The organism is Streptomyces millisiae, from assembly GCF_031845425.1.
In the GTDB taxonomy this organism is placed as follows: Bacteria; Actinomycetota; Actinomycetes; order Streptomycetales; family Streptomycetaceae; genus Streptomyces; species Streptomyces millisiae.
Map to the genome: position 1 here is coordinate 17,851 of NZ_JAVREM010000045.1, position 13,278 is coordinate 31,128.

The 13,278-nt window shown below is 73.4% G+C and carries 12 protein-coding genes; 3 read left to right on the plus strand and 9 right to left on the minus strand.

Annotated features, from left to right (window positions below; genetic code table 11):
* Nucleotides 1–269 precede the first annotated feature (269 nt).
* Nucleotides 270–1,658, plus strand: coding sequence for an alpha-amylase (locus tag RNC47_RS25450; protein ID WP_311601916.1), 1,389 nt, complete (start codon nt 270–272; stop codon nt 1,656–1,658).
* A gap of 8 nt (nt 1,659–1,666) precedes the next feature.
* Here RNC47_RS25450 and RNC47_RS25455 read toward each other — a convergent pair whose 3' ends face one another.
* The 6 genes from RNC47_RS25455 to glnII form a co-directional block, all read right to left on the minus strand.
* Nucleotides 1,667–2,488 (minus strand): hypothetical protein, encoded by an 822-nt coding sequence (locus RNC47_RS25455; protein WP_311601917.1) that lies wholly within the window; start codon nt 2,486–2,488, stop codon nt 1,667–1,669.
* Between the two features lie 119 nt (nt 2,489–2,607).
* A complete protein-coding gene (locus RNC47_RS25460) occupies nt 2,608–4,536 on the minus strand; it encodes a hypothetical protein (RefSeq protein WP_311601918.1) in 1,929 nt (642 codons plus the stop codon).
* 65 nt (nt 4,537–4,601) lie between these two features.
* Entirely contained in the window at nt 4,602–5,246 is a 645-nt protein-coding gene (locus RNC47_RS25465; protein ID WP_311601919.1) for a response regulator transcription factor, read from the minus strand.
* A 92-nt stretch (nt 5,247–5,338) separates the two neighbouring features.
* Nucleotides 5,339–6,385 (minus strand): phosphatidylinositol-specific phospholipase C domain-containing protein, encoded by a 1,047-nt coding sequence (locus RNC47_RS25470; RefSeq protein WP_311601920.1) that lies wholly within the window; start codon nt 6,383–6,385, stop codon nt 5,339–5,341.
* A 118-nt stretch (nt 6,386–6,503) separates the two neighbouring features.
* Complete coding sequence (locus RNC47_RS25475; RefSeq protein WP_311601922.1) at nt 6,504–7,778, minus strand: sensor histidine kinase; 1,275 nt, start codon at nt 7,776–7,778, stop codon at nt 6,504–6,506.
* A gap of 253 nt (nt 7,779–8,031) precedes the next feature.
* Nucleotides 8,032–9,054: a glutamine synthetase gene (gene glnII, locus RNC47_RS25480; RefSeq protein ID WP_311601923.1), complete on the minus strand. Its 1,023-nt coding sequence runs from the start codon at nt 9,052–9,054 to the stop codon at nt 8,032–8,034.
* Between the two features lie 458 nt (nt 9,055–9,512).
* Here glnII and RNC47_RS25485 point away from each other — a divergent pair, with 458 nt between their 5' ends.
* Nucleotides 9,513–10,412 carry a Gfo/Idh/MocA family protein gene (locus RNC47_RS25485; protein ID WP_311601924.1) on the plus strand — a complete coding sequence of 300 codons (900 nt, stop codon included), beginning with the start codon at nt 9,513–9,515 and terminating at the stop codon, nt 10,410–10,412.
* An 8-nt stretch (nt 10,413–10,420) separates the two neighbouring features.
* Here RNC47_RS25485 and RNC47_RS25490 read toward each other — a convergent pair whose 3' ends face one another.
* The 3 genes from RNC47_RS25490 to RNC47_RS25500 all read right to left on the minus strand — a co-directional run bounded on the left by RNC47_RS25490 (nt 10,421) and on the right by RNC47_RS25500 (nt 12,569).
* Nucleotides 10,421–11,410, minus strand: a complete 990-nt coding sequence (locus RNC47_RS25490) for a bifunctional helix-turn-helix transcriptional regulator/GNAT family N-acetyltransferase (protein WP_311601925.1) — start codon at nt 11,408–11,410, stop codon at nt 10,421–10,423.
* Between the two features lie 115 nt (nt 11,411–11,525).
* Nucleotides 11,526–11,924, minus strand: a complete 399-nt coding sequence (locus RNC47_RS25495) for a DUF2795 domain-containing protein (protein WP_311601926.1) — start codon at nt 11,922–11,924, stop codon at nt 11,526–11,528.
* Nucleotides 11,925–12,002: 78 nt separating this feature from the next.
* Entirely contained in the window at nt 12,003–12,569 is a 567-nt protein-coding gene (locus RNC47_RS25500) for a hypothetical protein (protein WP_311601927.1), read from the minus strand.
* Between the two features lie 124 nt (nt 12,570–12,693).
* Here RNC47_RS25500 and RNC47_RS25505 point away from each other — a divergent pair, with 124 nt between their 5' ends.
* The gene (locus RNC47_RS25505) at nt 12,694–13,164 is read left to right on the plus strand and encodes an SPW repeat protein (protein ID WP_311601929.1); all 471 of its coding nucleotides are present in this window, start codon (nt 12,694–12,696) and stop codon (nt 13,162–13,164) included.
* Nucleotides 13,165–13,278: the final 114 nt, after the last annotated feature.

Consider the following 13,278-nt stretch of genomic DNA (forward strand, 5'->3'; position numbering starts at 1 on the left):
GCGCGTGGGGCCGGTGGGCCCTCGACCGACCGGGGGGCTGCTGGGCAAGCTAGCACTCCGAAATCTCTTGCGAAAGAGCTTGCGCACAAGCCGAGTTGAGACGGGCCCCGATTTCCGGGGTGCGACGGTGAGGTTTCGCCCGTCGTGCGCGAGCCCTTGACCGTCCAGGCGGTCGCCCCTACGGTCTGACCGCAATCTCTTGCGGTTTCTTACGTGTTCTTGCAGGCATGGCGCGTTGCCTCGCCCACCCCCCACCTCATGGAGGCGTCATGCGTACCAGACGGCTCGTCAACTCGGTGCTGGCCGGCCTGTTGGCCGTCGCCGGCTCCGTCGTCTCGCTCACCGCCGCGTCCCCGGCGCAGGCCGCGCCGCCCGGCGCCAGGGACGTCACCGCGGTCCTGTTCAACTGGAACTTCGACTCCATCGCCCGCGAGTGCGTCCAGCGGCTCGGCCCCGCCGGCTACGGCTACGTCCAGGTCTCCCCGCCCCAGGAACAGATCCAGGGCGGCCAGTGGTGGACCGCCTACCAGCCGGTCAGCTACCGCGTCCAGAGCCGGCTCGGCGACCGCGCGCAGTTCGAGAACATGGTCGACACCTGCGCCGCGGCCGGCGTCGGAGTCGTCGTCGACACCGTGATCAACCACATGACCGCGGGCAGCGGCACCGGCACCGGCGGCTCGGCCTACACCAAGTACGACTACCCGAACGCCCCCTACAGCGACTGGGACTTCAACAGCTGCCGGCAGAACATCAGCGACTACACCAACCGCGGCAACGTCCAGAACTGCGAGCTGGTCGGCCTCGCCGACCTCAACACCGGCAAGGACTACGTCCGCCAGCGCATCGCGGACTACATGAACGACCTGCTGTCGCTCGGCGTCGCCGGCTTCCGGATCGACGCGGCCAAGCACATGCCGGCCGCCGACCTGGCCGCGATCCGCGCGCTGCTCGACGACCCGAACGTCTACTGGAAGCAGGAGGTCATCCACGGCGCGGGTGAGGCCGTTCAGCCGAACGAGTACCTGGGCAACGGCGACGTCCAGGAGTTCCGCTACGGCCGCGACCTCAAGCGCGTCTTCGAGAACGAGAACCTGGCCTACCTGCGCAACTTCGGCGAGGGCTGGGGCTACCTGCCGGACGGCCCCGCGGCGGTCTTCGTCGACAACCACGACACCGAGCGCAACGGCTCCACCCTCAACTACCGCTCCGGGGCCAACTACACGCTGGCCAACGTCTTCATGCTCGCCTGGCCCTACGGCTCGCCGGACGTCCACTCCGGCTACGAGTTCTCCGACCACGACGCGGGCCCGCCCAACAACGGTCGGGTGAACGCGTGCTGGCAGGACGGCTGGAAGTGCCAGCACGCCTGGCCGGAGATCGAGTCCATGGTGGCGTTCCGCAACGCCACCAACGGCCAGCCGGTCACCGACTGGTGGGACAACGGCAACGACGCCATCGCCTTCGGCCGGGGCGACCGCGGTTTCGTGGCCATCAACCACGAGGGCTCCGCCCTCACCCGCACCTACCAGACGTCGCTGGCCCCCGGCACCTACTGCGACGTCCAGACGGGCAACCCGGTCACGGTCAACGGCTCCCGCCAGTTCACCGCGACCCTGGGGAGCAACACCGCGCTGGCGCTCCAACCCACCTGTGGCTGACCGGTCCGCTACTCGACCGGGCTGAGCATGCCGTCCAGGACCACCGCGCCCTCGCCGAAGCGTTCGGCGAGGGCCGCTTCCAGGGCCGGTGTGACGACCAGGACGGTGGCGGCGACCGCGTTGCGGGTGTCGTCGACTCCGGCGGAGTCGACCTCCGGGAACTCCGCCACCAGGTCCTCCTGGATCGCCACGAGTTCCGCGTAGTTCCGCTCCGCCGTCGTCAGACACAGCGGACCGTCCCACAGCTCCCGCAGCCGCTCCTCGTAGGGGGCGGGGTCGTCGGTGAAGGTGACGGTGACGATGGTGGTGTCGGCCCGCTCGTCGACCCAGCCGCCGGCGTAGGTGTCGATGGTTGAGGCGTCGGCGATCACCTCGCCCGCCGCGCCGTCCTCGACCAGGGCCCGGTCCACCGGCTCCCAACCGCCCTCCGGCTCAGGGCAGGGGGCCTCGAAGGTGTCCTCGGGGGCGGGCGGCGGGCTCGGCGCGGTGGGTGGCTCGGTCAGCGTGAACCGCTCGCCGTCCCAGGTGCCGACCACGTCGTAACTGCCCCAGGTGGTGCCCAGTTGGGACTCCGCGTCCAGGCCGCTCCAGTCCCAGCCGACCACCTCGACGCCGCCCGCGCACTGCGGCGGCATCGACTCCATCATCGCCCAGCACAACCGCGGCCCCTCGTCGCCGCTCTCCAACACCCCGACCGCGGTGCCCTCGTAGACCGGCTCCTCGACGACCGACGCGCCGAGCGGCGCGGACGGCTCCTCGGTGCCGCAACCGACCAGCACGAACAGCGAGACGGCGACCAGCGGGCCGGGATGCGCGAAAACTCTCCTCATACCCCTCTGATGTTGTCGCCGGCCGACCGGTTCCCGCCGTGGCCACGGCCGCGGGATACCCGGACCGGCGGCCTCGCCGGCTCCCAGGGGGCCTTCGATGGCCTTCTGCCCGCCAGGGCTTACTGGCCGAGCATCCGCAGTTCGTCGCCGCTCGCCAGGCGGGCGGTGAGGTCGGTGCGGGCGCCCTCCTCGGCCGGGAGGGCCAGGGTGCGGCCCGTGGTCTCGCCGCTGACCGCGCCGTCGGCCACGATCTCGCTGACCCCCTCGCTCGCGGCCGCCACCAGGTACCAGTCGCCCGCCGGGGAGTTCCACAACACGCCGCTGAGGACGTCCGGTTGGCGCTCGCCGCAGGACGCGCTGTCCTCCGCGCTCGCCGTCACGGACGCCGGCTCGGCGGCCCGCTCGGCCGGCGGCATGAAGAAGGCGAGCGACCTGCTGCCGGTGCCCCGCCAGGTGTCGGCGCGCAGGCAGACCCAGTCGGCGGTGCCGCCCTCGTCGGGGAGCGTCTGCTCGGCGAAGTGCCAGGCGTTGACCGACCGCACCCCGGCGCCGCCCACCAGCGGCAACTGGCAGGCCATCCGCGCCCACTGGGCCCGCGCGTCCGCCGATCCCGTCCAGTTGCCCGGCTCGCCCGGCGCGCCGCCGGTCAGCGCCGCGGGCGCCAACTCGCCCAGGTCGGCCAGCAGGTAGGGATCGGCGACCCCGCGCGGGGTGACCGCGAGCGCGGCGAACGAGGCGCACTGGCCCGGCTGTCCCTCGGCCCCGCCGGAGACGGTACGCAGCGCGCCGGTGACGCCGTCCTCGTCGACGGCGAGTTCCTCGGTGGTCCCCGAGGGGTCGAGCAGGTCCACGGTGCCGGCCTCGGTGATCCAGGGAGCGAGCAGGTAGCGGACGTTGCCGTCGCCGCGGCCGACGACCACGGCCGCCGACGAGACGAGGTCGGCGCCGTCCACCCGGGCGAAGTCGAGCGCCACCTGGCCGCCGTCGGCGCCCGGCCGCTCGGCGTACCGCACCAGGCGCAGCCCGTCGTGCAGCAGCACCACCGAGGTGCCGCCCGCCTCGCCCGCGTACAGCAGTTGGGCCGGTCCCGGGCCCGGCCCCGTCTGGGTGCCCGGGGTCGCCGAGACCACGACGTCCTCGCCCGGCCGGGCCCACACCGCGAGCGCCCTGCGCAGCAGCCCGGTGTCGTCCACCGCTCCGCCCCTGGCCGGCCACACCGAGAAGTCGAGCCGCGCCGAGCGCTGCCAGGTGTCGGCCGGGATGCGGCGCAGCGCCTGCGGGTCGAGCGCGGCCTCGGCCGCCTCGTTGCGGCTGTAGCTGGGGGCGGCGGCGCCGTCCGGGCCCCAGCCGTCCGGCAGCAGGGTCAGGCCGCCGGCCACCACCAGGGCCAGCGCGGCGCCGCCGACGAGCGTGCCCCGGAACAGCCGGCGGCGGCGCAGCAGGTCGGTCGGCCTGGCCTGGAGGAAGCAGGGGTCGGCGAGTTCGACCGTGGCGGCCGGGCCGGCCGCCTCGTCGGTGGCGGCCGCGGACTCCGCCTCGCCGACGCCGGCGGCGGCCAGCAGGCGGCGGACGGCCTGCTCGTCGAGGCCGTCGACCCGGCGCAGCGCGTACGCGGCGCGGCCGGCCGGGCTGAGCTCGGCGAGCCGCTGGTCGAGGGCGACTTCCTCGGGCTCGCCCGCGCCGGGGAGCAGCCGCAGCCCCACCACCTGGGGGAGCGCCCACGGCGGGCGCGGCAGCCGGCGCCTGGCCTGGGGCGCGTCGAGCGCGGCCCGCAGCACGCGGAGCCGCAGGTAGGCGTATCCGGCGTCGGTGCCGCCGCGTTGAGCGGGCAGGGCCGGCGGCGTGTCCCGGTCCGACGAGCCGCGGGGCAGGGCGCGTTGGGCGATGGTGTGGGCGGTGAGCACCCGCCGCTGGCGGCCGAGGGTGTGCGGCAGGACGAGGTAGGCGAGCCGCACGAGGCGCGGATAGTGCTCGACGAGCGCCGCCTCGGCCCGGTCGAGGCCGACGGGCTCGGCGGTGGCGTCGGTGGGTGCGTCGGGGGAGGTCACATCGCTGTGGAACACACCGGTGGAACGAGTGGCCGCGCGGCTGGTTACGCCGCGCGGCGGCCGGGTCAGCGTTCGAGGTAGGCGAGCACCGCGAGCACCCGGCGGTTGTCGTCGTCGGACGGCGGCAGCCCGAGCTTGGCGAAGATGTTGGAGGTGTGCTTGGCGACGGCACGCTCGGTGACGACCAGGCGCTCGGCGATGGCCGCGTTGGAACGGCCCTGCGCCATCAGCTCCATGACCTCCAGCTCGCGCGGGGTGAGCTTCTCCAGCGGGGAGTTATGGGTGCGGCGGGCCAACAGCTGCTGGATCACCTGGGGGTCCATCGCGGTGCCGCCGCCCGCGACCCGGCGGACGGCGTCCACGAACTGGTCGGCGTCGAAGACCCGGTCCTTGAGCAGGTAGCCGACGCCGCCGGTGCCGTCGGCCAACAGCTCGCGCGCGTAGAGCTGTTCGACGTGCTGGGAGAGGACGAGCACCGGCAGCCCGGGCTGTTCGCGGCGGGCGGCCAGGGCGCACTGCAGGCCCTCGTCGGTGAACGAGGGCGGCAGCCGGACGTCCACCACGGCCACGTCGGGCCGCAGTTCGGCGAGGGCCCGGGTGAGCTCGGGGCCGTTGTCGACGGCGGCGGCGATCTCGAAGTCGTGCGCCTCGAGGAGCCGGACCAGACCGTCCCGCAACAGGAAGAGGTCTTCGGCGAGGACTACGCGCACGGGGGACTCCGGGGTGGGTGACGACGCTGCGGGTCCCAACCCTATCCGTGCCGGAACCGCGGGTTGGCCGGTCCGGCACGGACGGGTGGGGTTCAGCCGCGGGGGAGCACCGTGCCGAGCACGGACGGCAGCGAGTGCCAGTCGGAGCTGACCACGCTGGCGCCCGCGGCGGCCAGTTCGGCGACCCGGGAGGCGGCCTGCGCCTCGGTGGGGTCGGTGGCGCTGATGGCGGGCGGCACGGCGTGGGCGTCGGTCATCACCACCAGGTAGCCGCGGTCGGCGTACCAGCCGAGGTCGATGCCGCCGGCGTAGGTGGTGGCGTCGCCGTCGAAGACCACGAACCAGGGGCGCAGCGTCGCGTCGGCGTAGCGGGAGACGCGCGGGTCGCCGGGCTCGGCGCCGTGCACGGCCGGGAAGGCGGTGGTGGTGTCCAGGGTGCCGGCGGCGGCGGAGTCGCGCAGGTGGCGGGCGTACTCGACGTCGGTCCACAGGGTGTCGAGCGGGTTGCCCTCCTCGACGGTGCCGGGGATGAGGTGGATCAGGAACCTGCCGGCCAGTTCGTCGCGGCTCGGCCAGCCGCCGGCCTGGACCGCCTCGTCGAGCGTGGCGTGGCCGGCGGCCAGGTCGCCGGGGCCGTAGACGGCGTCGCCGAGGATGTCGCGCACCAGCGCGTCGAACTGGGCCGGTCCGCGGCCGAGGTTGGCGGCGAAGCCGTCCTTGAGCTCGACCTTCAGCAGGATGGGCCGGTGTCCGGGGTTGGCGTCGCTCCAGGCGCGGAGGTCCCGGAGGCAGCCGGCGAGCGACTGGTTGCGGGCGCCGGTCCTGAAGTCGTCGGCGGAGGAGGCGTTCTCGCAGTTGTTGGCGTTGCCGAACGGGTTGCTGTGCGAGACGCGCCAGCCGCTGCCGAAGAAGTTGGTCCAGACGTCGAGTTCCAGCATGCCGGCGCCCGAGTCGAGGGCGTCGGCGAAGTACGGGAAGGTCTCCTGGAGGTAGGCGTTGTGGACGCCGACCGAGGTGGTCTCCGCGTACCCGGCGGCCCGGGGCGCGGGGTCCGCCGCCTGGGCCGAGAGGGGGGCGGTGAGGGCGAGCGCGGCGCCCAGCAGGGTCGCCACGCGCGCCAGGATCCGTGTTCTTCGCATGCGTCGCCGCCTTCGCTTGGCTGGGGGACATCAGTCAACGCGGCGTCAGCGTATGCGAGTTGGTGTTCGAGTGGGTGATGGGTGAGCGAACGGCGGGCGACGGGGGCGCCGGAGGCGCCTACTCGACGAGCGCGCAGGGGATCTCGATGGTGACCAGCGTCGGGCCGCCGGCCGGGCTGCTGAGGGCCAGCACCCCGTCGAAGGGGCCGAGTCGCCGTTCGAGACCGCGCAGCCCGGTGCCGGCGTCCAGGTCGGCACCGCCCCGGCCGTTGTCGGTGATCGCGATCCGCAGTGTCTTCTCGGCCCGGCTGTAGTAGATGTCGAGCCAGGCGTTGCTCGCGCCGGAGTGCTTGGCGGCGTTGGTCAGCACCTCGCTGATGGCGAAGTAGGCGGCGGACTCGACCGGTTCCTCGAGCCGCCCGGGCAGCTCCACGTCCACCTCCACCGGCAGCTGCATGCGCAGCGCGAGCGCCCGCGCCGCGTCGCCGAGGCCGCGTTCGGCCAGCACCGGCGGGTGGATGCCGCGCACCAGGTCGCGCAGTTCGGTCAGCGCCTCGGCCGAGCTGGCCCGGGCCTGGGCGAGCAGCCGTCTGGCCTGCTCCGGGTCCTTCTCGATCAGCGCCTCGACGGTGCCCAGGCTCATGCCCATCGCCACCAGCCTGGCCTGGGCGCCGTCGTGCAGGTCGCGCTCGATCCTGCGGAGCTCGGCGGCGGCGCCGTCCACCGCGTCGTGCCGGGTCTCCTTGAGCCGCTCCACCCGCTGGGCCAGCAACTGCCGCTCGGAGAGCCCGATCAGGGACCTGGTCATCAGGAAGTGGCCGCGGATCAGGGGGGTGTTGACGTACTGGGCGAGCAGCCCGAAGCCGATGCCGGTGAGCGCGGCGAGCAGGGCGGTGAACCACGAGTTCACGGGCACGAAGGCGAACCAGTAGGTGCCGCCCGCGTTCACGATGGGCACCCAGACGCCGGCGAGCAGCACCAGCCCGAAGACGGCGTAGCCCAGCAGGGACACGGGGAGCACCGCGAGGAACAGGCCGGCGACGGCGTCGACGAACAGCCAGCCGGCCTCACGCCAGGTGGCCGGGTCGCGCAGCATCGTCACGCAGCGCTCGACCTGTCCCGCGATGCCGCGCCGGTCGCCCCTCGGCGTCCGGTAGCCGGCGGTGATGGTGACCCCGTACCAGTCGGCGGCCAGCCGGCGGCGCAGGTTGGCGTGGCCGCGGATCCCGTCGACGACGAGCGGGGTGGTGAGGACGCCGACGCCGATCGGGGTCAGCGCCACCGACACCGCGAAGAGCACGAACAGCACGGTGGAGAGACCGACTGTCAGTGGGATGAGCAGCAGTCCCCGGGCGCTCGCCAGCAGGGCGTCGCGCAGCCGTCGCCTGTCCATGTCCTTCTCGCACCTCTCGTCGACCCGTACCGTGTGTGATCAAGTGTGCGGGTCGGTGGGGGAGCGCGTCACGGGGGTGGGCCGCCCGACGCCGGGGTGTACCTGGGTACACCCGGGGGGGGCCGGGAACGGCGGAGGGCGCGTCCGCCGGATGGCGGACGCGCCCTCGACAGCGCCGCTGGTGCCTCCCCGGTCCCACGCCCGAGCTGCTGGCCGCGGGCCGGGGAGACGTCTTGGGTGACCTTAAGGCGGGTCAGACCAGGCCGGCGGAGGCCAGCTCGGTGCAGACCGTGTCGACCAGGAGCCGGGTGACGACGTACGGGTCGCAGTTGGCGTTCGGGCGGCGGTCCTCGATGTAGCCCTTCTTGTCCCGCTCGACCTGCCACGGGATGCGGACCGAGGCGCCGCGGTTGGAGACGCCGTAGCTGTACTGGTCCCAGGGGGCGGTCTCGTGGGCGCCGGTGAGGCGGTCCTCGACGCCGACGCCGTAGTTCTTGATGTGCTCCAGCGGCTTGCCGTCCTTGCCCAGGGACTCGCACGCGGCGATGATCGCGTCGTAGCCCTCGCGCATGGCCTTGGTGGAGAAGTTGGTGTGCGCGCCCGCGCCGTTCCAGTCGCCCTTGGCCGGCTTCGGGTCCAGGGTGGCGGAGACGCCGAAGTCCTCGGCGGTGCGGTAGAGCAGCCAGCGCGCGATCCACAGCTGGTCGGAGACCTCGAGCGGGGAGAGTGGGCCGACCTGGAACTCCCACTGGCCCGGCATGACCTCGGCGTTGATGCCGGAGATCCCGAGGCCGGCCTTGAGGCAGTTCTCCAGGTGCGCCTCGACGACGTCACGGCCGTAGATCTCGTCCGCGCCGACGCCGCAGTAGTAGCCGCCCTGCGGGGCGGGGAAGCCGTTCTCCGGGAAGCCGAGCGGGCGGGAGCCCTTGAAGAAGGTGTACTCCTGCTCGATGCCGAAGATCGGCTCCTGGGTGGCGAACTGCTCGGCGATCGGACGCAGCAGGGCACGGGTGTTGGAGACGTGGGGCGCGCCGTCGGCGACGTTGTAGACCTCGTTGAGCACCAGGACGTGGTCGCCGCCGCGGATCGGGTCCGGGTAGGTGGCGACCGGCTTGAGGATGCAGTCGGAGGCGTGGCCCTCGGCCTGGTTGGTGCTGGAGCCGTCGAAACCCCACTCCGGCGGCTCGACGCCGTCCGCGACGATCTTGGTCTTCGAGCGCAGCTTGGCGGTCGGCGACGTGCCGTCGATCCAGATGTACTCGGCCTTGTAGCTCACGGTCGTGCTCCTCCGGGAGGTTCGCGGGTGCGTCACAGCGCTGCCCAAACCATCACCACCAGGCATTTCCCGTCAGTTGCCCATCTGTTAAGGCGGTGTGAACTACGTTTCGGCGGGAACGGCGCGGACTCGTGATCGGCACACGGCCCAGGGCCTGTCTTTTGGATCTTCGTGGATCAGCGAGCGGCGGATGGCGCCCCCAGCTAACGCTGGGAGGTGCCCCCATTCGCTGGCAAGGCGCCTCACGCGGCGGAGCCGCATGTCGGCCGCAGCGCAGCTCGTACTTGGCCGTACTCGCGCGCAGCGTCGATATGCCGCTCCGCGGCGTGGGGCAACGCAGCCAGGCGGGATGCCTGGGGGCACCTCCCAGCCGCCAGGCTGGGGGCTCGTCGCGAGCCCGCGAGGATCCAGAAGACAGGCCCTACGCTTGGCCGTCGCGATCGGAAGGAAGAGACCGCATGAGAATCGGACTGCTCGGAACCGGCCCCTGGGCGCGCCTGACCCAGGGCCCCGCGCTCGTCGAGCACCCGGAGACGGAGCTCGTGGGGGTCTGGGGCCGCAGGGCCCAGGCCGCGGCCGAGCTCGCCGGACACCTCGGCACCCGGGCCTACGACAGCGCGGACGAGTTGTTCGCGGACTGTGAGGCGGTGGCGTTCGCGCTGCCGCCGGACGTGCAGGCGCCCCTCGCGGCCCGGGCCGCGGCGGCCGGCTGCCACCTGCTGCTCGACAAGCCGGTCGCCACCACGGTGGCCGGGGCCAGGGAGCTGGCCGCCGCGGTGGAGTCGGCGGGGGTGGCCTCGGTGGTGTTCTTCACGCTGCGGTTCGCGCCCGAGACCGCCGCCTGGGTGGCCGCGCAGAGCGGCGCCGACGGCTGGCTGACCGGGCGCGCCGACTGGTTCTCACCGGTGTTCGGCGGCGCGGACACGCCCTACTCGGACTCGCTCTGGCGCATGGAGCGCGGCGCCCTGTGGGACGTCGGCCCGCACGCCCTGTCGCTGCTGCTGCCGCCGCTCGGCGACATCACGGGCCCGGAGGGCGTGGTGGCGGCGCGCGGCCCGGGGGACATGGTGCACGTGGCGCTGCGGCACGTCTCGGGCGCGTCGAGCACCATCACGGTCTCGCACACCGTGCCGCCGCAGGCGTCCGTGGTCACCGCGGAACTGCGCGGCGCCGCCGGGGTGACGACGCTGCCGGAGCGGGGGGACGGCGGGGCGGTCCGGCCCTGCCTGCGGGCCCTCGACGCGCTGGTCGAGTCGGCCCGCACGGGCCGGCCGCACCCGTGCGACGTCCGGTTCGGGCTGCGGGTGACGGAGATCCTGGCGCTGGTGGACGAGAAGCTGCCGCCGGCGCACCGCTAGGCCCCGCGTCAGAAGCGCAGCTCCCAGTCCTCGCCGTTGGCCGGCACACCGAACTTCGTGTGCGGCGTGCTGGCCACCATCGTGAAGCCCATGGCCTGGTAGATGCGGCGGGCGCTGGCGAGGACCTCGTTGGTCCACAGCACCATGCCGTGGTAGCCGGCGGCGCGGGCGAAGGCGACGGCCTCGCCGACCAGCGCCTGCCCGATGCCCAGGCCCCGGGCGGCCGGCTCCACCAGCAGCAGCCGCAGCCGGGCCGCCGGCCGGCCGTCGAGCGTGTCGCCCTCGTCCACGCAGAACACCGACCCCACCGGCTCACCGGCGCGTTCGGCGATCCAACAGGACTGCCGGGCCGGTTCCCGGGCGGCGGCGAACCGGGCCACCGCGTCGGCGACCAGTGCCTCGAAGGCCGCGTCGAAGCCGTAGGCGTCGGCGTAGCGGACCGCGTGCCGTTCGATCACCCAGCCCAGCTCGCCGGTCTTCGGCGGGCGCAGCCGGAACCCGGGCTCGGGCGACGGGCGGCGGCCCAGGCCGAGCAGCCCGGCGACGGTGTCCAGCGCGGCCAGCAGCCGCTCGCGGTCGGCGCTCGGCAGCCTGGCGATCTGCTCGCCGATCACCTCCGAGGAGCGGGCGTCGAGCAGGGCGGCCGCCTCCCGCCCGGCGCCGGTGAGGGAGACCAGCTGGCGGCGCGAGTCGGCCGGGTCGCGCTCCCGGACGAGCAGCCCGGCGGCCTCGGCCTGCGCCAGGAGCCGGCTGAGCTGCCCGGCGTCCATGTCGAGCGCGCGGCGCAGCTCGGTGGTCCTGGCCCGCCCGCCGCCGGCCAGCTCGTAGATGAGGCGGGCCTCGGGCAGCGAGTAGGGGGTGCCGGTGCGGCGCGCGTAGTCGTAGGCGCCGACCAGCCTGACGTAGTCGCGGTTGAACTCCCGGATCCGGCGCACGGCCTCGGCCGTCGACGGCGGGCCGGGGGTCCCGGTCGCCGCCGCCATTGTTGACTCGGTCATTGACTCAGTCAAACGTATACGGCTGCGCGGCGTCAACGGCCGCGCCACCGGGCCGGCCGCCGGGCACGCGTGAGACGGCCCGCGCCGGGGGGCGCGGGCCGTCTCGGGGGTGGGCTCAGGCGGCCGGACGGCGGCCGAGGGCCGCGGTCACCTCCTGCACGTTGGCGTAGGTCCGGTCTGTCGGCAGCCGCCGCACCGTCTCCACCAGACCGTCCGGGGCGTGCGTCTCGTCCAGCGTGCGCAGCAGCGTCCGGCGGTCGGCCGGGAACACGCTGCGCCGCAGATGGCGAGCCAGCTCGAAACGGAACGCCTCGTCCTCGGCCTCCCGGGGGCCGCCCGCGCTCTGCCGCGGGACGGGGCCGTCGACCAGCGCGGGGTCGTCCTCCGCGGCCGGCTCCTGGTCCCGCCACTCCTCGGCCCTGGTCGGGTGCTCGGAGCGCAGCATGCCCTGGAGGTCGTGCTTCATCAGGTCGTCACGATGGACGTTGAGACGGTTGCTGCCCCGTTGCTGCATGGCTGTACCTCCTAGCCTCGGGGCGCCCCGGGTACCCAGCGGCGGGCGGCCGACACGGGTCTCCTTCGGTGCGAGCCGCTACTTCGCGTCCTCCAGCTGGAACTCGAGTGTGAGGTCCTGGGCGCCGGCGTCCGGCCCCGACTCCCGCACCCGCTGCACCTGGATCAGCGAGTCCCGCAGGTTGCCGAGCCACTCGTCGGTGTTCTGCGCGACGAGCCGCACGCACCAGGCGAGCGCGTCGCTGCGGCTGCGCGCCACCCCGCCGGCGATCAGCGTGTCGAGGACCATCCGCTCCGACTGCCGCAGCCGGCTCATCACGGGCGCCGACATGTGCGTGAACATCGTCAGGTTCTCGCCGCACCGCACGCCCCAGGAAAGCTGCCTGCGGAAGCGGATGTTGGCCTCCCGGGCGATCTCCACCCTGCTCATCCGGGTACGCTCGCGGAACTCCGTCACCCGCCCCTCCAGAGCCGCCTCGCGCTCGGTCTCGGTCGCGCCGGGAGCCAGTTCGGGCTCCGCCAGCCGGCCGATGACCGTGATCTCCTCGCGGTCGATGACGACCTCCGCGAGCTCCGTGAACCACCCCTCGGGCAGCCGCCCCGCGATCCAGCCGCGCAGCTCCTGCTGCCCCTTCTCTGTAATCATGTAATCAACGTTACTCAGTTGTGGGTGCGGGCGCCAGCCGGGCGCCCGATTACTTCGAACGGACCATTGGGGGCATACTGGACATAACTCACATGGGCCGATCGGAGTGCGAAGGAGGATCGCCATGTCCGACGTCTCACACCGCCACCGGGCGGATCTCGCGGGTCATCCGGACGAGATGGAAATGCGGCAGCGGTATAACCGGGTAATGGGCGGCCGCGACGTGGCCTTGGTCGACGCCCCGCTGTTCCTGGCCGGGCTGTACGCCGCGGTGTCGTCTTACACGCTGCACTTCACCACCGCCCAGCCGGGGTTGTCCACCAACAACCTCATCATGGGCATCGCCGTCGCCGTACTGGCACTCGGGCTCAGCCGGGCCGAGAACATGCGCGGGCTCAGCCTCGCCATCGCCGGCATCGGGATTTGGCTGGCCATTTCGCCGTGGGTCGTCGGGCGCCATCCCGACGCGGGCATGATCGTCAGCAACATCGTCGTGGGAGCCGTGATCCTCCTGCTCGCCCTGGTCAGCGCCGGAGTCGGGCTCATGAGGCGGGGACGGCGCCGACGGGAGGCGGCCGCCGCGCAGCAGCGCTGAGCCGGCCGCGCCGGGCCGGGGGCGCCGGATTCCCGCGCCCCCGGCCGTTTCACGCGGCCCTGGTAGCAGGCAAAATGGCGTGGTAACTTCACGCTTCGTCATCGGCAGGGGTAC